Raw genomic sequence first — 21,698 nt, forward strand, 5'->3', positions numbered from 1 at the left:
TGGTCTAGTCAGCGCATGTCACCGAACACTGTTCCGCCGGTCACGCCTGTTTCCACAGGCGATCGGATGTCGATCAACGCCGCATGGTTGATCAAGTTGCGGTGGGTCGCCGTGTTTGGGCAGCTGGGCACCATTTTGGTGGTCGGTTTCCTGCTGCACGTTTCGATTCGCTGGGGCGTGCTATTGACCGCGATCGCGATCACCGCCGGCAGCAACATCCTGTTGACCCTCTTTTATCGACGAATACGTAGCTCGCCCGAAAGTGGGCGTTTGTCGGAAAAGGTCTTGCTGGGGGTCATGTTGCTCGACTTGTGTTCGCTGACCGCGCTGCTTTACTTCACCGGCGGCATGACGAACCCGTTTTGCATTTTCTACATGGTGAATCTTACGCTGGCGGCGATCGTTCTCCCAGGTCGCAGCGTCTGGGGATTGGCCGCGATTACCGCGGTGGCGATCGCGCTGCTCTTTTACGACCATGTCGACGTCCCGGTTTTGACGCAGCCAGAGCGGATGCAAACCCTGCGCGAGCTGGGTCTGATTCCGATGGCCCAGACCGGCATGTACGTTGCGTTTGTGACCTGTATTTTCGTGATCGTCTACTTCACGACTCGTCTGACCGACGAAGTTCGCCGCCGCGACGCCGTTTTGCGTCGCGCCGAGATGCAGCGAGCTCGTAGCGAAAAACTGGAGGCGCTCGGTACGCTCGCCGCCGGAGCGGCTCATGAACTTTCGACGCCGCTGGCGACCATCGCCGTGGTCGCCAAAGAGGTGCAGCGGGAATTGGCCGAAATGCCGGTTTCCGACGACCTGAAGTCGGACATTTCGCTGATTCGGACCGAGCTAGATCGCTGTCGGCACATTCTCGATCAGATGTCGACCGACGCCGGCCAGGCGACCGGCGAAACGTTGGCCGACGTCACTTCGTCGCAATTGGTCGAAGAGATCCGGAGCCTGCTCGACGCCCGCTTGATCGATCGGCTTCGCATCATCGATCGCTCGGACGACGCGGTAATTCGTTCGCCGCGACTGGTGCTGGCTCAGGCGCTACGCGGGTTGATCAAGAATGCGTTCGACGCTTCGCCGGAAGGACGCGAAGTAGTGGTGCTGCTCGAGCGGACCTCGAAGCACCTGGTGATGACGATTCGAGATGAAGGGCCAGGGATGCCGCCGGAAGTCTTGGCCCGCATCGGCGAACCGTTCTTCACGACCAAGGATCCCGGCGCCGGGACCGGGCTCGGAATTTTCCTGGCCAAGAACGTGATCGAGCGGATCGACGGGACCCTCCGAATCGAGTCGAGCTCGAATGACGGGACGACGGTCGTTGTGCAATTGCTCCGCAAACCCGATCCGTGGGATGCGACCTCCGCTGGGGGTGTAAGGGGAAAATAGCGGGGATCGAATGGCAATTTTGGAGCGGTCTTTTTATATTAGAGATCGCTGTTCACTTCGCTTTTGGGACCAACATGAGTCGCCCTACGCTACTGCTTGTCGATGACGACGACACTCTGCGAAACCGCCTGACGCGGGCCTTCTCGGCGCGCGGCTATGACGTGTATGCAGCGGCGAATTACGACGAGGCGATCGCCCAGGCGAGCGAAGCGAAGCCCGAACGCGCGGTCCTGGATCTAAAGATGCCGGGGAAGTCGGGCTTGGATTTGCTGCGCGATCTGCGAGAGGTCTCTCCTCACACGAAGGCGGTCTTGTTGACCGGCTACGGGAGCATCTCGAATGCGGTCGACGCGATACGGTTGGGCGCAGTCAACTACGTGACGAAGCCTGCCGACGCGGATGAGATATTGGCGGCGTTCGACGAGAAGGCGGCGGAGAGCACCGCTACAACTCCGATCGAATATCAGCCGCAATCGCTGGCCGAAGCGGAATGGGAGCATATCCATCGGGTTTTGGATGATTGCGGCGGTAATCTTTCCGAAGCGGCGCGGCTTTTGGGCATTCCACGACGCACTTTGCAGCGCAAATTAAAGAAGCTCGCGCCATAGCGCGGCGCGAATTTAGGGCGGCTGGGACAGCACCCCTCACAGTAGTGTGACTCTTTGACGCATAGCGCTCGGCGGATGATTTAGCTACCATCCAAGTCTTTCCGGGGCGGTTATATTAGCCGCCGAAGAGCAAAGCCAAGCAACCTTCTGTGGTAATTTTTTGCCCAATAGGTGGTTGTGGGCTTGGCGCTGGAAGGTCTCGCCGGAGAGACTTGTCAGTTTGCGTGCTCAAAAAAAGACCAGCCGTCCCCTAGGACGAAACGCAGTCATGGACCGTTTCTTATTTCCCCGTTGGGTAAACCGTTTTGTGCCGCTAGCCGGCGCCGGTTTTGTTGCGCTCGCCATCTACAGCGGCGTAGTTTTCGTCTTTGCGGTTGCTCCGGAAACGATTAGCGTCGGGCATGCCCCGATTCAGCCGGTTCCGTTCAGCCATCGGCTGCATGCCGGCCGCTTGAAGATGGACTGCCGCTACTGCCACAACACCGTGGATAAAGCGGCCCAAGCGGCGGTTCCGCCGACCGCGACTTGCGGCAACTGCCATAGCCCGGCCGCCGCCGACGGCAGTGCGAAGTTCGCCGCCGTGCTGACGAGCAGCCCGCTGCTGGAGCCGGTGCACGAAAGCATTGCGACCGGCGACTCGGTCGACTGGCAGCGCGTGCATGACCTGCCCGACTTCGTTTACTTCGATCACAGCGCTCACGTTACGCGTGGCGTCTCTTGCGTTAGCTGCCATGGCCGTGTCGACACCATGGATGTCGTCACCCAGGTGAAACCGCTCTCGATGGCCTTCTGCTTGGATTGCCATCGCAACCCTGACGCTCATGTTCGTCCGCTGGACGAAGTGACGAATCTCGCCTGGACCGCTCCGGGCGTTGATAAGGATCCGAACGCCGCGGCGCTGTTGGGCGCCGAAATTCGTAAAGAAAACGGCATCCAACCTTCCACGAATTGTTCGACGTGCCATCGATGAAGTCCGACTCGCAAAAAAAATATTGGCGAAGCCTCGAGCAGCTCGAAAACACGCCTGAGTTCGAGCAGTTCCTGCATCGTGAATTCCCTGTCGCCGCTTCCGAATTTCCGGAAGGCATGTCGCGTCGTCGCTGGATGCAGCTGATGGGAGCTTCGCTCTCGTTGGGCGTCGGCGTCGCCGGTTGCCGTTATCCGGAAGAGACGATCATCGGTTGGCGTTACCCGGAAGAAACGGTCGCTCCGTTCGCCGTGCGTCCCGAGAATCGCGTTCCCGGCAACACCGAGAAGTTCGCCAGCACGATTGAAATCGCCGGCGAAGTTCGCCCGATCGTCGTGACCAGCTACGACGGCCGCCCGATCAAAGTCGACGGCAACGCCGAGCATCCGGAAGGTCATGGTTCGAACCAGTACATGCAGGCGACGGTGCTGGAAGTCTACGATCCCGATCGTCTTCGCGGTCTCGCTGAAACGACCGGCGAAGAAACGTTTGACGATCGTAAGTGGGATGACTTCGAAGGCGCTTGGAAGAAGATCGCCTCAGAACTGGGCGCCGGCGGCAAGTTGGCCGTTCTGACGCAGAAGTCGGCTTCGCCCAGCTACCACGACTCGCTCGGCAAGCTGCGTCAGCGCTTCCCGCAAGCGAAGGTTTACCAATACGATTCGATCACCCGCGAAACCGAAACGGCCGGCGTTCAGAAGGCGTTCGGTAAAGCGGTCACTCCGAAGTATCACCTCGACAAAGCGGACGTGATCCTGGTCATCGACGAAGACTTCTTCGGCGATCATCCGACCGGACAACGCAACTCGCGCGACTTCGCGCAGCGTCGGGCTCCGGAAGAAGGCGAAATGAATCGCCTGTACGTGGTCGAAAGCCAGTTCACCACCTGCGGTCTGGCGGCCGATCATCGCGTGGCCGTGCCGGCTTCGCGGATCGCCAGCTTCGTGGCTGACTTGGAAGCGAAAATGGCCGGCGGCGAAATCGCCGAGCCGGGCGAAGACGCCAGTCGCCAAGAGAAGTTCATCGCCGCGCTGGTCGACGACCTGAAGAAACATCAAGGCAAGGCGGTCATCGCCGTCGGTCCTCGTCAGCCGGTCGAAGTTCAGGCCGCCGTCTGGAAGCTGAACCAACAGATCGGCGCCATCGGCGAAACGGTCGAACTGATCGACGCCGGTTTGCCCAGCTCGGGCGACGTCGGAACGTTGGCGGAACTGACCGCTCAGCTGACCGGCGGCGCGGTCGACACGCTGGTCGTCATCGGCGGCAACGCTTGCTACGACGCTCCGGCCGACGTCGCTTTCGCTGAAGCCCAGAAGGGGGCGGCTCGCCGCTTGTTCTTCGGCTACTACGACAACGAGACTTCCGAAGGCGCCACTTGGGTTCTGCCCGAAGCGCACGGCCTGGAGTCATGGGGCGACTTTATCGCCGCCGACGGAAGTTACTGCGTCGCGCAGCCGTTGATCGAATCGATCTTCGGCGGTCTGTCGAAGGCCGAATTCGTCGCGCTATTGGCTGGTTCGGACGAACGCGAAGGACGAGAGATCGTTCGCCGCGTCGCCAAGGATCGCATCGGTTACGCGACCGAATCGGCCTGGAAGAAGATTGTGCATGATGGTTTTGCGAGCGGAACCGCTGGCAAGACGCAAAGCGTTCAGCTGGCCGGCGACATCGCCGCGCTGACCGCCGACACGGAAGCCTGGAAGACGGCTCCTGCGAAAGACGAAGTGGAACTGGTGTTTACGCCGGGGACGTCGACCTACGACGGCCGCTTCGCCAACAACGTTTGGTTGCAGGAACTGCCCGACACGCTGACGAAGCTGACTTGGGACAACGCACTGTTGGTCAATCCGACGACGGCCGGATTGCTAGGTCTGCGGCAAGGTATTTTGGCGACGGTGACTTCTGGTGGGGAGTCCATTAACGCGCCGGTTTACCTGATGCCGGGCCTGGCTTTGGGAACGGTCTCGCTCGCGCTTGGCTACGGACGTACGCACGCCGGCAAGGTCGGCGGCGAAGTCGCTTCCGGCATTGACCCGGTCGGGGTCGACGCCGGCAAGCTGCGTAAGTCGGACGCGATGAGCGTCGTGACCGGCGTCAAGGTTGCGTCGACCGGCAGATCCTATCTGCTGGCGACCACGCAAGACCATCATGCCATCGACGAACTTGGCTTGAAGGAAATCGCTCGCCGCATCCCGACCCTCGTTCGCGAAGGGACGCTGGAGCAATTCAAGCATCACCCGGACTTCGCTCAGCACGTCGTCCATCACCCGCCGCTCGAATCGCTGTGGACCGAAGCGTCCTACGAAGGGCATGCGTGGGGGATGTCGATCGACCTGACGAAGTGCCTTGGCTGCAACGCGTGCGTCGTCGCTTGTCAGGCGGAAAATAACGTGCCGATCGTCGGTAAGGAGCAAGTCGCGAAGGGACGCGAAATGCACTGGCTCCGCATCGATCGCTACTTCGCCGGCGACGTCGAAGACCCGGTTGCGGTCACCCAACCGGTGACTTGCCATCACTGCGAAAACGCCCCGTGCGAACAGGTCTGCCCGGTCGCGGCGACGATTCACAGCAGCGAAGGCTTGAACGACATGGTTTACAACCGCTGTATCGGTACCCGGTACTGCGGCAACAACTGCCCGTACAAGGTTCGTCGCTTCAACTTCCTCGACTACCGCGCCACCGATTACCGCTTTGAAGCGTCGAATCGCCAGTTGGCCGAGTTGGTCTTCAATCCGGAAGTTACCGTTCGTAATCGCGGCGTGATGGAAAAGTGCACCTACTGCGTGCAGCGAATCCAGAACACCAAGATCGACGCTCGTCGCGATCGCCGTGCGATCGGCGCCAACGAGATCAAAGTGGCCTGCCAAGAGGCTTGTTCGACCGGCGCCATTCAATTTGGCGACTTGAACAATCCGGAAAACCTCGCCGCCAAGAACCATGCGAACCCGCGTGCTTACGCGATGCTCGCCGAGTTGAACATCAAGCCGCGTACGAAGTACCTGGCTCGCATTCTGAACCCGCATCCGTGGTTGGCCGAACCGTTCGTCGAAGACGAACACATCCCCGGCCACGAAGGACATGTCGAGTCGGATGGCGAACATGGGCACGATCATGACCATGATCACGACCATGAGAAAAAAGAAGAGCACGCGACCGAAGCCGGCGCTGAGAAATAGCGAATCCATCACACGCGAAACCCTGTAGTCCACGCGAAGAAACATGGCCACAGTAGAAGAAGTCGCCGACATTACGCTGGAAACCCCAGGCAAGCGCGCGCCGCTTGTCACGGGCGGGCTCAAGTTCGGCTCCATCACGGAGATCGTCGCCGGCGTACCGGAACAAGAGAAACCGCCGCTGGCGTGGTACATCGGTTTTTGCGTCTCGGTAGCCGCACTCGGCATGCTGTTCGCGCTGATCGGTTACCTGGTGATGACCGGCGTCGGGGTCTGGGGCAATAACGTCCCGGTCTACTGGGGCTGGCCGATCGTGAACTTCGTGTTCTGGGTCGGTATTGGTCACGCCGGTACGCTCATTTCGGCCATTCTCTGCATCTTCCGTCAGAACTGGCGTACGAGCATCAACCGCTTCGCCGAAGCGATGACGATCTTCGCGGTCGCTTGTGCCGGTATCTTCCCGGCGATCCACATCGGTCGCGTCTGGGTCTTCTATTGGCTGTTCCCGTATCCAAGCTTGTATCTCAACATGTGGCCAAACTTCCGCAGCCCGCTGCTGTGGGACGTGTTCGCCGTGTCGACCTACGCGACCGTGTCGATTTTGTTCTGGTACATGGGGATGATTCCGGATCTCGCGACCCTTCGCGACCGCACCAAGTCGCGCGTTCACCAGATCGGTTACGGCATCGCTTCGCTCGGCTGGACCGGGTCGGCTCGCCAATGGCATCGGTACGAAAAAGCGTACATCCTGCTGGCCGCGCTCGCCGCTCCGCTGGTTCTCTCCGTCCATACGATCGTTAGCTTCGACTTCGCCGTTTCGCAGTTGCCGGGTTGGCATACCACGATCTTCCCGCCGTACTTCGTCGCGGGCGCCGTGTTTAGCGGTTTCGGGATGGTGCTGACCTTGATCGTGCCGGCACGCCAGTGGTTTGGGTTGAAGGAGCTGGTCACCACGCGTCACTTGGAAAACATCTGCAAGATTCTGCTCGCGACCGGTTCGATGGTCGGTTACGCCTACGCGATGGAATTCTTCATGGCGTGGTACAGCGGCGTGGCGGCTGAGCAGTTCACCTTCCAGAATCGCGCCTTCGGGCCTTACTACTGGGCCTACTGGACGATGATCACCTGCAACGTGGTCGTTCCCCAGATCTTCTGGTTCAAGAAGTGCCGCACCACTCCTTGGATCATGTTTGTCGCCAGCATTTTTGTGAACATCGGCATGTGGTTCGAGCGGTTCGTGATTACGGTCACGTCGCTGTCTCGCGACTTCCTGCCGTCGAGCTGGGGTTACTTCACCCCGACTTGGGTCGACATCGGCATGTTCATCGGCAGCTTCGGTTTGTTTTTCACGCTGTTCCTCTTGTTCCTGCGGTTCCTGCCGATGGTAGCCATGGCGGAAGTCAAGAGCGTTATGCCGCACGGCGAACATGATCCCATTGCACAGGCCGACCATGTCTAAGAGCACGGAAAAGACGAGTCCTAAATCGCTCGGCCTTTTGGTCGAGTTTGAAGATCAGCACCAACTGCTGAAGGCATGCGAAGCGGTGCGTGACGCAGGGCTGACCAAGACCGACGCGCACGTTCCGTTCCCGGTGCACGGCATCGACGAAGCGCTCGGCATTCGCAAGACCATGCTGCCGTGGTTGGTGCTGGCGATGGGGCTGACCGGCGGTATCTCCGGCCTGGCGATGCAGTACTACATGAACGCGACCGAACAGCCGGGGATGCTGCTCTCGGGTTACCCGTACATGATCTCGGGCAAGCCGACCTTCAGCTTGCCGGCCAACATTCCGGTCACGTTCGAGCTCACGATTCTGCTGTCGGCGTTTGGCGCCTTCTTCGGCATGATCGCTTTGAACAAGTTGCCGGTATTCTCGAATCCGCTCTTCCGCCACAAGAACTTCGCCCGTGCGACGAATGATCGCTTCTTCCTGACGGTCGACGCGACCGACCCGAAGTACAAGGGGCAGAAGCATCGGGAAATGCTCGAGAAATTCTCGCCGGTTGCGATCGATGAGATCGAAGCCGATCCGAGCTGCGACCAGATTCCGAAGTTCATGAAATACGTCGTGATCGTCCTGCTGGCCGCGCTGACCGTGCCGCCGATGATGGTTTGGAACGCACGTAACACGACTTCGCCGCACCCCCGTATCCATCCGATTCAGGACATGGATAACCAACTGAAGAAGAAGACGCAGACCACTTCGCCGATCTTCGCTGACGGCCGTGCGATGCGTCCCCGCGTGCCGGGCTCGGTTGCTCGCGGAGAATGGCAGCCGCTCGAATTCTTGACCGGCGTCGTCCCCGGCGGTGAAGCGACCTCGAACGTCGCGCTGCTGCAAGACGAAGAGAAGCCAGCCGAAGACAAGCCCGCCGCCGAAGATAAACCGGCGGAAGAAAAGCCTGCCGATGAAGCCAAGCCGGCGGAAGAGAAACCGGCCGACGAAAAGCCCGCCGGCGACAAGCCTGCCGCTGCGGACGCCGCCGCCGAAGAGAAGCCGCCGGAACCCGATTGGGTGACGACCTTCCCGGAAACGCTCGAGATCAACGCGAAGTTGATGGAACGCGGGCAGCAGCGCTACAACATTTACTGCGCCGTCTGTCACGGCGTGTCCGGCGAGGGGAACGGACTCGTTTCGCTCCGCGCCTTTGAGTTGCAGCAGCCGACCTGGGTTCAGCCGACCAACCTGCATGACCCCAACGTTACGAAGCAGCCGGTTGGCCGAGTCTTCAACACGATCACCAACGGTATTCGCAAGATGCCGAGCTATGAAGCTCAGATCACGCCGGAAGATCGCTGGGCGATCGTCCTCTACCTGAAAGCGCTGCAGAAATCGCGTGACGCGACGATTCAGGATGTTCCGCAAATCGAAGCCGACGCGCTGAAGGGTCAAGGAAACTAACCATGGGCCATCATCAAAAACAGATCAAAGTTTCCAACGACGAAACGATTCGCCTGGGCGATATTCGCTCCGTCCTGATGGTCGGCGGATATGGCGCGGGTTTGGCCGGGATGCTGGTCGCGCTGGTGATGGGGATTATGGCTGGAGATCGCCTCCGCCATTTCTTCTTCGCCTATCTGACCAACTATCTGTTCTTCCTGAGCATCGCTCTCGGAGCGCTCGGCTTCATCGCCTTGCAACACCTCACGCGAGCCGGCTGGAGCGCCTCGGTCCGCCGCATCACGGAAATCATTGCAATGACTTTGGCGCCGATGGCGCTGTTGTTCCTGCCGATTTTGTTCTCGGTTCTGTCGGGCAGTCACTCGCTGTACGAATGGAATAACTCCGAACTGGTTGCGACCAACCATGTGTTGGCCGGGAAGGCCCCGTACCTGAATTCGACCTTCTTCGCGATCCGCGCGGTCCTGTACTTCGCCGTTTGGATTGCCGCGGCCCGCTTCTTCTTTGCGAAGTCGACGGCCCAGGACGAATCGGGGGATCCGAGCCTGACTCTGCGGATGGAGAGCAAGAGCCCGCTGGTCGTCGCCGCGTTCGCTTTGACGGTCACGTTCGCTTCGATCGACTGGGCGATGTCGCTCGACCCGATGTGGTTCAGCACCATGTACGGCGTCTACTTCTTCGCCGGGGCGATGGTGGCGTTCTTCTCGTTCACGCTGATCTGCTGCTCCGTTCTGCAATCGTGGGGCAAGCTGACCGAAGTGATCACGGTCGAACGTTATCACGACTTGAGCAAGTTTATCTGGGGCTTCACCCTCTTCTGGGGTTACATCGCCTTCAGCCAATACCTGCTCTATTGGTACGGCAACATTCCGGAAGAAACCGGTTGGTATTTAGTGCGACAAAATGACGCATGGCGGAACGTTTCGCTACTGTTACTATTTGGGATGTTCATTATCCCGTTCCTGGGAACGATGGGCCGTGCAGTGCGCCGCAATCGCGCGTTAATGGTCGCCTGGGCGATCTTCCTGCTGGTGATGCACTGGGTCGACATTTTCTGGCTCGTCATGCCGCAATACTCGCCGGATAAACTCCCCTTTGGGCCGATGGAAATCGCCTGCCTGATTGGTCTCGGCGGCTTCTTCATCGGGAACTTGGCTTGGATCGCTGCCGAACGTCCGTTGTTGGCCTTCCGTGATCCGCGTCTCACGGAATCGCTTACGCTGGAAAACATGTAATAAGCTAGGGGTTTTGCGTAATGTCGGAAACTGAACACGTCGAAACGCAAGTCGCGCCGGAAGTCCATGTGACCCACCAGGCCCCGCTGCCGGCTCAGGCCGACGACTTGAACACTCCGGTCATCGCGGTGGTTGGTTTCGTCAGCGCTATTTTGACGTTCGCCATCGTGATGGGGCTGCAAGCCGGTTATCATCAATTTGCGAACGCTTTGCGTACGGAAAAAGTGATCACCACGCAGACCGATCAGTCGGCTGCCGTCATTGCCGCTCAAAAGGCGACGATGAACAGCTACGGTTGGGTCGACAAGCAAGCGGGCAAGGTGAGCCTGCCGATCGACCGCGCGATGCAGTTGGTCGTGAACGAATACTCGACGAAAGCGAAATAGGATCCCATGTCGCCGGTCGCCAAGTTCGCCAACGCCGCCCTTCTGCTGCTCGCCCTTACGGCGACATCGCAGCAGTTGCGCGCCGCTGTGCCTGGGACCGACCCACCCGAAATTCGCGACCTCGAAATTGTTGAGCATCCGAACGAAAAGCTGCCGCTGGATCTCACCTTTCAAGATGATCGCGGCGAGACGGTTCGCTTGGGAGATCTCTTCCGGGGGACGAAGCCGGTCATTCTTTCGATGAACTACTCCAGCTGCCCGATGCTTTGCCGCGTGCAGTTGAACGCCTTGGTGGTTGGCCTCGATCAGGTGCTTTGGACCGCCGGGGAAGAGTACGAAGTGATCTCGGTCAGCATCGATCCGACGGAAACGTCGGAGAAGGCGCACGCGACCAAGGAAAAATATCTCGAACTCTACGGTCGGCCCGAGAGCGCCGACGGTTGGCACTTTCTGGTCGGCGACGAGAAGAGCATCAAGACGCTGGCCGATTCGATCGGCTTTCCGTTTCGATATTTGCCGGACGAAAAGCAATACGCTCACCCGGCGCTACTGACCTTGTGCACTCCCGACGGGCGAATCTCCCGTTACATGTATGGTGTAGAATTCCCGCCGCAAACGTTGCGGTTGTCGTTGGTGGAAGCGAGCGAAGGAAAGATCGGAACGACCACGGATCGGTTCTTGCTGTTCTGCTTTCATTACGACGCCACCAAAGGCGCTTACGGCCCAACGGCTGCGAATATTATGAAACTCGGCGGAGCGGCCATGTTGGTCGCATTGCTGGCATACCTCGTTCCGTATTGGGCGGCTTCTCATTTCCGTAAGCGAAAGCGAGCGGAAGAAGCGTCCGCGGCGAACTGGCCTGTCGAAGAGAACGTCTCTGTCACCACGCGCTAAAGCACGATGAACTTGCTCAGCAATTTACCTTTGTTGGCGGACGCCGGCAGTATGTTTTTCACTCCGTCGAACTCGACGTTCGCAGGAGAAGTCGATGGCCTGTTCGATTTTATCTACTGGCTCTCGGTCTTCTTCTTCGTCCTGATCATCGGCGTGATGGTTTACTTCGTCCTGGCGTACTATCGCCGTCCGGGGCATGAGCCGCAGCATTCGTCGTCGCACAACAACTTGTTGGAAATCACCTGGTCGGTGATTCCGTCGTTTCTGGTGGTCGTCATCTTCGTGATGGGCTTCACCAGCTACATGAACATCCGCACTCCTCCGGATGACGCCTACGAGATCAACGTCGTGGCGCGGAAATGGGCTTGGTTGTTCAAGTATCCGAACGGCGCCGAATCGGAAAACTTGCATATTCCGGTGGGCCGTCCGGTCCGGTTCATCCTGCAATCGGAAGACGTGATTCACAACATGTTCGTCCCGGCGTTCCGCACCAAGATGGACTGCGTGCCGGGCCGCTATAACGAAATCTGGGTCGAAGCGACCAACGTGACCGGTACCGGCATCAACCCGGAAGATCACGATCCGCTGTGGCTGTTCTGCGCTGAATACTGCGGCCGCGACCACTCGAACATGAAGGCTCAAGTCTACGTGTACGAAACCGGCGATTTCGACGCCTGGGCTGTAAAGGCGGCGAACTTGTACGAAGGCCGCACGATGGCTGAAGTGGGCGAGATCCTTTACAAGCGCAAGGGATGCGTCAGCTGCCATTCGGTCGACGGAAGTCGTAAAGCGGGCCCGTCGTTTAAAGCAGGCTTCGGCGTCGCGCATAAGATGGCGGACGGTAGCGAAGTCGAAATGGATGAAAATTACATTAGCGAGTCGATTCGCAACCCGCGGGCGAAAGTCGTTGCGGGATACGAGCCGGTCATGCCGGTGTTCTCAAGCTCACAGCTGAGCGACCAGGACATCACGGCGATCGCCGAATACATCAAGAGCCTTAAGTAACGAGAACTCCCATGAGCGTTGGCGCCACGCCAGATCGTTTTCAAGCCGCGGATGCCGGCGGCCACCATGACCGGGAAGACAACTACCTGTTGGCTTCCAGCGGGATTGGGTCGTGGTTGTTCACTCTCGATCACAAGCGGATCGGGGTGATGTACCTCGTTGGCATTATGGCCTCGTTTTTCCTCGGCGGCATCTTCGCATTGGTGCTGCGTGCCGAGCTGTTCACGGGGCAAAAGCTCTTCCTGTCGGAAGACGCCTACAACCAGATGTTTACGCTGCACGGTGCGGTGATGACCTTCTTGTTCATCATCCCGAGCATTCCGGCCGCGCTGGGTAACTTTGTGCTGCCGATGATGCTGGGGCAAAAGGACGTCGCGTTTCCGCGAATGAACCTGGCCAGCTTTTACCTGTGGGTGATCGGCGCCATCTTCTTCCTGGCGGCGATCATCTTCGGCGGTCTCGATACCGGCTGGACGTTCTATACGCCTTACAGCGTGACGACCAATACCCGCGTCATCTTGGCCCTGCTCGGCGTGTTCGTGCTCGGCTTCAGCTCGATTTTCACCGGGCTCAACTTCGTGGTGACGATCAATACGATGCGTCCTCACGGGATGACCTGGTTCAAGATGCCGCTCTTCCTGTGGGCGACTTACGCGACGGCGATCATTCAGTTGCTGGCGACGCCGGTTCTCGGCATCACCGGTCTGCTGCTGATCGCGGAACGTGCCCTTCGCATCGGCATTTTCGATCCGGAAATCGGGGGCGACCCGGTGTTGTTCCAGCACTTCTTCTGGTTCTACTCGCACCCGGCCGTGTACATCATGATTCTGCCGGCGATGGGCATTATCAGCGAACTGGTCGCCGTCTTCAGCCGCAAGCATATTTTCGGTTACCGCTTTATCGCCTATAGCTCGATCGCGATCGCCTTGCTGGGCTTCCTGGTTTGGGGGCACCACATGTTCGTCAGCGGTCAGTCGCAATTGGCGGCGGTGGTCTTCAGCGGTTTGACCTTTAGCGTGTCGATTCCGTCCGCGATCAAGGTCTTCAACTGGACCTCGACCATGTATAAGGGATCGATCAGCCTGGCGACGCCGATGTGCTACGCCTTGGCGTTCATCTTCCTGTTCACGATCGGCGGTCTGACGGGGCTCTTCCTGGGCGCCTTGGCGACCGACGTTCAGCTGCACGACACCTACTTCGTCGTCGCTCACTTCCACTACGTGATGATGGGCGGAACGCTGGTCGCGTTCGTCGGCGGTTTGTATTACTGGTGGCCGAAGATGTTCGGCGTCATGTACAACGAAAACGCCGGCCGCTTCTTCTCGTTGATCGTCTTCCTGGGCTTCAACCTGACCTTCTTCCCGCAGTTCATCATGGGCTCGCGCGGGATGCCGCGTCGGTACGCTCGGTACGTTGACGAGTTCCAGATTTATCACCAGCTCTCGACGATGGGCGCCTTCCTGCTCGGTATCGGCATGGTCGGCGCGATCGCGGTCCTGATCTATTCGCTCTATCGCGGCAAGAAGGCTCCGGCCAATCCGTGGGGCGCCAATACGCTGGAGTGGATGTGCAGCTCGCCGCCGCCGCTTCACAACTTTGAAACTCCGCCGCCGGTTGGCGATCCCTACGATTACAGCAATTTGCGTTACGACGAACGGGAAGGCGGATATGTCGTCGATCCCGGCTCGGGCAAGAAAACGTATAGCCACTGATGGAAACAAGCACGATGACGACGGTCGCTGAGACGACGCACGAACACCACGGGCACGGGCACGATCACCCGGAGCATGTCGCGCATCACTTTGAATCCGCGCGTCAGCAATACGATGCGGGGAAGCTCGGGATCTGGATGTTCCTGATTACGGAAATCCTGTTCTTTAGCGGGATGTTTTGCGCGTACGCGGTTTACCGGTCGCTGCACCCCGAAATCTTTATTGACGCGGCGAAAGAGCTCAACACGATGCTCGGCGCCTTCAATACGGTGGTGCTGATCGTCAGCAGCTTCACGATGGCTTGGGCGGTTCGCGCCGCTCAGCTGAGCCAGAAGAAGCTGTTGGTCGTGTTGCTCTGGTTGACGCTATTGCTGGCCGGCGTGTTCCTCCTCGTGAAAGCAAAGGAATACACCGACAAGTTCAATCACGGTCTTTACCCCGGCGTCTTCAATCGCTTCGCGCAAGAGCAATACCCGGCGGTCACCGAGGCGGTAATTAGCTCGTACGTTTCGACCGAAACGCCTGCCGCTCCAGCGGAAGAATCGAAGGAAGCTCCGGCCCATGGCGAAGAGCATGGCTCTACCGAAGAGCCCAGCTCGGGCGCCGAAGCGGGACATGAAGAGCATGCCGAAGAGCACGGCCACGATGACCATGAGCACGCCGCCGAAGGGGACGCGCATCATGGCGGGGCCCAAGGGGTGCACAACATCCATATTTTCTTCGGCATCTATTACATGATGACCGGGATTCACGCGATCCATATCATCGGCGGTATGGGCGTGATCATTTGGCTGATCGTTCGGGCCCATCGCGGCGAATTCAGCAGCGAGTACTTCGGGCCGGTCGACTTCACGGGGCTCTATTGGCACCTTGTCGACTTGATCTGGATTTTCCTCTTCCCGCTTTTGTACCTGATCCACTAATCGGAAAATCGACGCGATGAGCGATCACGCACAACATACGGACCATTCGCACGACGACCACGGCATCGCCCACGTGATGCCGATGAGCACGTTGATCGGCACCTTCGTCGCCCTGTTGGCGCTGACGGCGCTGACCGTGGCGATTTATGAAATCGACTTTGGCTGGATCGACATCTGGGTCGCCTTGGGAATCGCCACCGTCAAGGCGTCGCTGGTGGGGATCTACTTCATGCACTTGCGGTATGAAAAGCCGTTCATCACCCTGTCGTTCGTCTTCTCGCTGGGCTTCGTCGCGCTGTTTCTCATCATTACGCTGAAAGACACGCAGGAATATGAGCCTCAGGTCGAAGCGCTTCACAACGCCAAGTTGGAAGCGATGGCCAATCCCAACCCGTAATTGCGGGCTTAGTCGCCCGCCTGCGAAACGCCGATTTGCACTAGCGCTTCGGCGACGCGGATTGCGGGCTGCGTCCTCCCATTTTTCAGATGCCCTGGATTTGGGGCGGCTTAATCCTTGTTGCGGGCGTGAGTCGTCCCTTTCAGGAGTCCGCCGGTGATCAAAGATTCCCTCTCGGTCCTGCCGATGCGCCGTGACATTTATCAACTCCGGCTGGGATTCTTCCTCTTCATCGCGACGCTGACCGTCTTTTTTGCGGCCAGTCTGATCGGTTACTTGCTGATTCGGTTTTCCGATTCGGCTGACCGAGCAGTTTCGTTAAACGGCGTCCCCGTCAGCTTGTGGGTCAGTACCGTCTTCATGTTCGGCGTCGGCTACTCGTTGCATCGCGCGGTGGGCGCGGTTCGTTTCGAGAAGCAGACTTGGTTTCGCCGCTGGTTGTTTATCGCCGGCGGAATGGCGCTGGTGTTCCTGGTCTTTCAGTCGCTCGGTCTGCGCCGCCTGTTAGCGGAGCATGATGCGAGCGGCGGCGACATCAAGATGTATGGCCTGATGTTCTTCCTGGTTCTCGTTCACGCGCTACATGTGATCGGCGGTCTGACGACATTGGCGGTGGTGACCAATCGGGCCAACCGTGACGGTTACGATCACGAGAACTACGTCGGCGTTTCGATCTGCGCCGACTACTGGCATTTTCTCGACGCCGTCTGGGTCGTGATGCTGATCGTCTTCGCCGTGACTGGTTAGTCTAGCCGCCGGCGATCGTTTCCAGATCTTCCCATCGCTCCATCGCGGCGAGAACTTCGTCGCCGATCGCGTCTAACCGCGTCGTGATCTTTTTGATCTCTTCGGGCGACTTTTGATAGAAGGTCGGATCGGCCATCTTCTCTTGCAGCTCGGCTTGTTCCGCTTCGAGCGCTTCGATTTTGCCCGGCAGCGTCTTCAGCTCTTGCTGCTCTTTGTTGGTCAGCTTGCGGACGCGGCCGGCCTCTTTCTTGTCCAGCTCTTTGGCGACCGGCTTGGCCGCCGCTTTGGCGTCCTCTTCGGCCCGTTTCCGCTGGGCGAGCCAATCGTCGTAACCGCCGGCGTATTGTTTGACGACTCCGTTTCCTTCAAAGGCGATCGTCGACGTGACGACATTGTTGAGGAAGCTACGATCGTGGCTCACCACGATCAACGTCCCGGCGTAATTGACCACCAGGTCTTCCAGCAGTTCAAGCGTATCGGCGTCGAGGTCGTTCGTCGGTTCGTCGAGAATTAGCAGGTTCGACGGCTTGGCGAACAATCGGGCGAGCAGCAAGCGATTGCGCTCTCCGCCAGAGAGATGCTTGATCGGGCGGTTCGATTGTTCCGGCGTAAACAGGAACTCCTGCAAATAGCCGATCACGTGCCGCGATTTGCCGTTGATATTGATGAATTCGTTCTCTTCGCCGATGTTCTCGCGCAGCGTCTGCTCTTCGTTGAGCGCGGCATGCAACTGATCGAAGTAGGCGATTTCGACCTTGCTGCCGACGGTGACGTCGCCGGAGTCAGGCTTCAACTCGCCCAGCAAGATTCGCAGCAGCGTCGTCTTGCCGACGCCGTTGGGCCCCAGAACGCCGATCTTGTCGCCACGCATGATCGTGGTCGAAAAATCGCGGCAGATCACCAGGTCGCCGAATGAGTGGCTGATGTTCTCGGCTCGCACGACCATCTGCCCCGAACGTTCGGCCTGCTGAACGTCGAACTTGACCGTGCCGACCCGCGAGCGGCGGCTTTGGTATTCCTCACGCAGCTTTTTGAGGGCCCGGACGCGACCTTCGTTGCGAGTGCGGCGAGCCTTAATCCCTTGGCGGATCCAGGCCTCTTCAATCGCCAGCTTCTTATCGAACAGCGCGTTCTGCTTTTCTTCCGCTTCCAGGGCCGCTTCTTTGCGGACGACGTAGTCGTCGAAGCCGCAGGCCCAGCTGGTTAGCTTGCCGCGATCGATATCGACGACGCGGGTCGCGAGCTTCTGGGCGAAGGTGCGGTCGTGGGTGACGAAGACGATTGTTCCGTCGAACGACAGCAGGAAGTCTTCGAGCCAGAGGATCGATTCGATGTCGAGGTGGTTCGTCGGTTCGTCGAGCAGCAGGACATGCGGCTTGCTGGCGAGCGCCTGGGCGAACAACGCTCGGCGTTTCTTGCCGACTGACAGTTTCGCGAAATTGGCGTCCCCATCCAGCTTGGTCGACGAAATCGCCTGCTCGACCCATTGGTGCTGGTTCCAGCCATCTTCCATGTCAAGCTTGTGCTGCAGCTGATCGAGCCGCTGGATCTCTTCGTCGGTCGCCCCCTGGGCGATCCGCTGGGTCAGGTGGTGGTACTCGGCGAGCGTCTCCCCCATTTCCCCCAGACCGGCGGTGACCAGGTCGTAAACCGATTGGTCCTCGCCGGCGGTGGCGGTTTGCGACAGCGTGGCGACCCGGACCTCGGGCCCGACGATCACTTCGCCCGCATCGGTCGGCTGCTCGCCGGCCAGCATCCGCAGCAGCGTCGATTTACCGGTTCCGTTGCGACCTACCAGACAGATTCGCTCGCCCGGCTCAATCTGTAGATTGGCCTGATCCAACAGGGGCGCGGTGTGAAAGGAGATCGAAACGTCTCGAACAGAAATTAACGCCATTGCGGTCCTTCGAAAATCTCAAAATCGTCCCAATTTGATCGTGCGCGTCTCGGTTGACTAGAATAGGGGCCTTCGCCCACCGTTACCGAGTATCCCGCCACCCACCGAAACAGGACGAATCATGCCCCGGTTTTTGTCGCTTTTCCTTGCGGCGTTGTGTGTGACCAGCGCTTCGCTGGCAGTCGCCGAGCGTCCTAATTTTATCATTATTATCGGAGATGACGTGGGGTGGAATGACGTTAGCCCCTACGGTCATCCCCATGTGAAAACGCCCAATCTCGATCGGATGGCGGCGGCAGGAATGCGTTTCGATGCCGCATTTTTGACTTGCAGCTCCTGCAGCCCGAGTCGCTGCAGCATCATGACCGGGCGTTATCCCCACGCGACCGGCGCAGCGGAGCTTCATATGCCGCTGCCGGAAGAGCAGGTCGTCTTCGCCGGATTGCTGAAAGAGGCCGGCTACTACACCGGGGCGGCCGGCAAATGGCATCTCGGCAAACCGGCCGAAAAGAATTTTGATCGAATCATGGGGGGCGGGCCGAGCGGCTGCGAAAACTGGGAGACTATGCTCCGCGAACGTCCTATGGACCAGCCGTTCTTCTTTTGGTTCGCTTCGTTCGACGCTCACCGGCCTTACAAAGAAGGAACGATCGAAAAGCCGCACGGCCATGACGAGATCGTCGTGCCGCCGTTCCTGCCCGATCAGCCTCCGGTCCGGGATGACCTGGGGATGTACTACGACGAAATTTCGCGGCTTGACGACTACGTCGGCAAAGTGCTGGCCCTGCTGAAAGAGCAGAACGTTCTCGACAACACGTTCGTGATTTTCATGTCGGACAACGGTCGTCCTTTCCCGCGCAGTAAGACGACCATCTACGACAGCGGCGTGAAGACGCCGTTCATCGTCCAGTGGCCCGCCGTCGTGAAAGCCGGCGCCACGACCGACAGCCTGGTCAGTTCGGTCGATATCGCGCCGACGATCCTGCAATTGGCCGGGCTGCCGATGGCGCCCACCTTCCAAGGCAAATCGTTCGCGCCGATCTTGAAGGATCCGAAAGCGGAAACTCGCGACTACGTTTTCTCGGAGCACAACTGGCACGACTACCAAGCCTTCGAACGAAGCGTCCGCTCGAAGGAGTTTCTCTATATCTACAACGCGCTGCCGCAGCTTAGCGGATCGCCCCCGGCCGACGCGGTCAACAGCCCGACTTTCCAGACGATGTTGCAGCTGGAAGCGGAAGGGAAGCTGACCGCCGATCAGCGTGGGCCGCTGGTGACGCCGCGTCCGCAGGAAGAACTGTACGACGTGGTGAAGGATCCGTACCAGCTGAAGAACCTGGTCGACGATCCTGCCTACGCGAAAACGCTCGCGACGATGCGGAAGGAATACCAGGAGTGGGCCAGCCGGACCGAAGATGAGGTCCCGCAAGAGTTCACGCCTGACAAGTTCGACCGCCGCACTGGCAAGCAGTTGGACGCGTTCAAAGCGAAAAAGAAGAAAGCGAGCTAGAGCTTCGGGATCGGCGTCGGCGGCGGGGCGGGACCATTGCCTCGCCGCTGGGGGAATCGGGTCGTATCGAAGAACGACGGCACGAGCGCGATGCCGAAGCCGCGCTCCAGTTCCCACTTGGCCCGCGAAGCCCAAGGGGTGCCGGGATGTTCTTCGATAATTTCCTTCAGCAGTTCGCGGGAATGTTCGATGTCCCCCTGGGTGATCGATTCGGCAGACAGCTTATTAACCGTGTCGAGGGCCCAGCCGCGGAATTCATGTTTCGGCGTCGGCGGATTGGGGACCGGCGGCGGATTCTTGACGAACTCGGTCAGGTACGCGCCATACTCGTACGCACGGACGCGATAGGCGAGTAGCTGAGCGTACAGCAGGTCGAAGTTCGCCTGCTGACGAACGCTAGGGGACGCATCACGCAGCGGCTGCGCCTTCTCGGTCGCGGCGATCGCCTTGTCGAGGTAGTCGATGTAGGTGAGCATCTTCGCTTGTTCCATCCGAACCTGCGTCGATAGCTGATCAAAATTCGGAGAGAAGAAGCGGCGGATCTCGATGACGTTGGCGACCGACTCCTCATATGGATTGAGGTCGTAGATCACCTTCGAGATTACCCCTTGCAGCGGATCTTGCATCGCATCGCGGGCCTGATCGCGACGCGGCCGCAGGTCAGGGCGATAGGGCTCCATCGCGGCGACGTCGTAACGATGGTCGTTCAGCTCGTTGATGTTTTTCTCTTCGCCGGGGAGCATAAAGAAGATGCCGCCGGTTTCGCGGGCAAGGCGAACTTGCTCATACGGACCATAACCGCTCGGCATCGCATCGCGGCGAATCCCGAAGCCGTCGGTCTGCAGTTGTTCGATCAAGGCCGTTTCGGGACCGCGATCGATCGGCAGCAAGTGAATGTTGCCGTTCTGCGGATCTTCCCAGCGGACCTTCGCTTCTGGATAGCCGAACATCGCTTCGCGGCCGAGAACATAAACGCGGGCATCGGCGCGGCGGCAGGCTTGAATCGCGTCTTCCAGAAAACGCTGGTTATTGTCGCTATTGCCGCTCTCGTCGGTGACCAGAATGATCGCCATCTGGCGTTTGGCGATCTGGGCGTAGCGGCGATGACGATTGACCGCTTCGATAATCGCCTGGCAGGTCATCTCTTCGCCGCTGGGATCGACCGGAACTTCGGCGATCGCGGCGTCGATGTCTTCGCGATTGCTGGTCGGCGTGCGAGTATGCAGTTCAAAGCCGCCGCCATAGCTGGCGACGCCGGTCGTGAGCGCTTCGTCTTTGGCGACGCCGACAATTCCCAGTTCGTCATAAACGCGTTTGATGCGCTGACGGATTTTGGCCTGGTCGTCTTTCATGCTCTCCGATTGGTCGAAGAGCCAAACGGCGACGACTTCTCCCTTGTCGAGCATCCAGACCAATTCTTGCGTGAGCCGGTCCATCGCTTCGTTGTAGTCGCCGACGACGACGTTGGCGACCCCTTGCGTGCCGACCGGCAACTCTTTCATCAGCGAGTCGTTAGGCTTGTTGATCAGTTGCAGATCGACCTGCGAAATCTGAGGCCCGATCATGTCTTCCAGCAGTTTCGTTTCGAGCTGCGGCGCTGAAAGCGACGCCGGAGCCATTCCTGCCAGGCCCGATACTGCGCTCGGCATCTTCGTGATCGACATCTCGGTCGCCAGATGCTCAAGCTCATCGAGCTCATCTTCGAGCGGTCGTTCGAGCGGCTCTTCGACCACGTCATCCAGGATGACGGCGTGGGCGGCGCGGTCCTTCGGCGGATCGAACGTCAGCAGCGCCAGGAAGATCACCAGCACCATATGAAAGATCAGCGAGGCCAAAAAGGAACTGCTCCCCCGGAACAGATCGTTCGTCGCCCCATGATCATCCTCAAGGGGAGGGATCTCCGGAGCCGGCGCGTCAGCCGGCATTTGGATGGGTGCAGTGGCCTGAGACAT

17 protein-coding genes are annotated in these 21,698 nt (G+C 59.2%); 15 read left to right on the forward strand and 2 right to left on the reverse strand.

Annotation, left to right across the window (positions count from 1 at the left end; translation table 11 throughout):
* Positions 1–15: 15 nt before the first annotated feature.
* The 14 genes from LOC68_RS07975 to LOC68_RS08040 all read left to right on the forward strand — a co-directional run bounded on the left by LOC68_RS07975 (position 16) and on the right by LOC68_RS08040 (position 16,339).
* Positions 16–1,389 (forward strand): ATP-binding protein, encoded by a 1,374-nt coding sequence (locus tag LOC68_RS07975; protein WP_230217500.1) that lies wholly within the window; start codon positions 16–18, stop codon positions 1,387–1,389.
* Positions 1,390–1,463: 74 nt separating this feature from the next.
* A complete protein-coding gene (locus LOC68_RS07980; protein WP_230217502.1) occupies positions 1,464–1,997 on the forward strand; it encodes a response regulator transcription factor in 534 nt (177 codons plus the stop codon).
* A 268-nt stretch (positions 1,998–2,265) separates the two neighbouring features.
* On the forward strand, positions 2,266–2,967 hold the full coding sequence (locus LOC68_RS07985; protein WP_230217504.1) for a cytochrome c3 family protein: 702 nt from the start codon (positions 2,266–2,268) through the stop codon (positions 2,965–2,967).
* On the forward strand, positions 2,964–6,140 hold the full coding sequence (locus LOC68_RS07990) for a TAT-variant-translocated molybdopterin oxidoreductase (RefSeq protein WP_230217506.1): 3,177 nt from the start codon (positions 2,964–2,966) through the stop codon (positions 6,138–6,140). Before LOC68_RS07985 ends, LOC68_RS07990 begins: the two co-directional genes overlap by 4 nt.
* Before the next feature lie 43 nt (positions 6,141–6,183).
* Complete coding sequence (gene nrfD, locus LOC68_RS07995) at positions 6,184–7,596, forward strand: NrfD/PsrC family molybdoenzyme membrane anchor subunit (protein ID WP_230217508.1); 1,413 nt, start codon at positions 6,184–6,186, stop codon at positions 7,594–7,596.
* The gene (locus tag LOC68_RS08000; protein ID WP_230217510.1) at positions 7,589–9,040 is read left to right on the forward strand and encodes a quinol:electron acceptor oxidoreductase subunit ActD; all 1,452 of its coding nucleotides are present in this window, start codon (positions 7,589–7,591) and stop codon (positions 9,038–9,040) included. Before nrfD ends, LOC68_RS08000 begins: the two co-directional genes overlap by 8 nt.
* A gap of 2 nt (positions 9,041–9,042) precedes the next feature.
* On the forward strand, positions 9,043–10,275 hold the full coding sequence (locus tag LOC68_RS08005) for a quinol:cytochrome C oxidoreductase (RefSeq protein WP_230217512.1): 1,233 nt from the start codon (positions 9,043–9,045) through the stop codon (positions 10,273–10,275).
* Between the two features lie 20 nt (positions 10,276–10,295).
* Positions 10,296–10,661, forward strand: coding sequence for a hypothetical protein (locus LOC68_RS08010; RefSeq protein ID WP_230217514.1), 366 nt, complete (start codon positions 10,296–10,298; stop codon positions 10,659–10,661).
* Positions 10,662–10,667: 6 nt separating this feature from the next.
* Positions 10,668–11,555, forward strand: coding sequence for an SCO family protein (locus tag LOC68_RS08015; protein ID WP_230217516.1), 888 nt, complete (start codon positions 10,668–10,670; stop codon positions 11,553–11,555).
* A gap of 6 nt (positions 11,556–11,561) precedes the next feature.
* Positions 11,562–12,560 (forward strand): cytochrome c oxidase subunit II, encoded by a 999-nt coding sequence (gene coxB / locus LOC68_RS08020; protein ID WP_230217518.1) that lies wholly within the window; start codon positions 11,562–11,564, stop codon positions 12,558–12,560.
* Positions 12,561–12,571: 11 nt separating this feature from the next.
* On the forward strand, positions 12,572–14,272 hold the full coding sequence (locus tag LOC68_RS08025; protein WP_230217520.1) for a cytochrome c oxidase subunit I: 1,701 nt from the start codon (positions 12,572–12,574) through the stop codon (positions 14,270–14,272).
* 14 nt (positions 14,273–14,286) lie between these two features.
* Positions 14,287–15,195, forward strand: a complete 909-nt coding sequence (locus LOC68_RS08030; RefSeq protein WP_230217522.1) for a cytochrome c oxidase subunit 3 — start codon at positions 14,287–14,289, stop codon at positions 15,193–15,195.
* A 16-nt stretch (positions 15,196–15,211) separates the two neighbouring features.
* Positions 15,212–15,592 carry a cytochrome C oxidase subunit IV family protein gene (locus LOC68_RS08035; RefSeq protein WP_230217524.1) on the forward strand — a complete coding sequence of 127 codons (381 nt, stop codon included), beginning with the start codon at positions 15,212–15,214 and terminating at the stop codon, positions 15,590–15,592.
* Between the two features lie 156 nt (positions 15,593–15,748).
* Positions 15,749–16,339, forward strand: a complete 591-nt coding sequence (locus LOC68_RS08040) for a cytochrome c oxidase subunit 3 (RefSeq protein ID WP_230217526.1) — start codon at positions 15,749–15,751, stop codon at positions 16,337–16,339.
* Between the two features lies 1 nt (position 16,340).
* On the opposite strand, the gene LOC68_RS08045 is transcribed toward LOC68_RS08040, so the two are convergent.
* A complete protein-coding gene (locus LOC68_RS08045) occupies positions 16,341–18,236 on the reverse strand; it encodes an ATP-binding cassette domain-containing protein (RefSeq protein WP_230217528.1) in 1,896 nt (631 codons plus the stop codon).
* Positions 18,237–18,357: 121 nt separating this feature from the next.
* Between LOC68_RS08045 and LOC68_RS08050 the strand changes: the two genes are divergently transcribed.
* A complete protein-coding gene (locus tag LOC68_RS08050) occupies positions 18,358–19,746 on the forward strand; it encodes a sulfatase family protein (protein WP_230217530.1) in 1,389 nt (462 codons plus the stop codon).
* Here LOC68_RS08050 and LOC68_RS08055 read toward each other — a convergent pair.
* Complete coding sequence (locus LOC68_RS08055) at positions 19,743–21,698, reverse strand: vWA domain-containing protein (protein WP_230217532.1); 1,956 nt, start codon at positions 21,696–21,698, stop codon at positions 19,743–19,745. The genes LOC68_RS08050 and LOC68_RS08055 overlap by 4 nt on opposite strands.

It is taken from the genome of Blastopirellula sediminis (assembly GCF_020966755.1).
Taxonomy (GTDB): Bacteria; Planctomycetota; Planctomycetia; order Pirellulales; family Pirellulaceae; genus Blastopirellula; species Blastopirellula sediminis.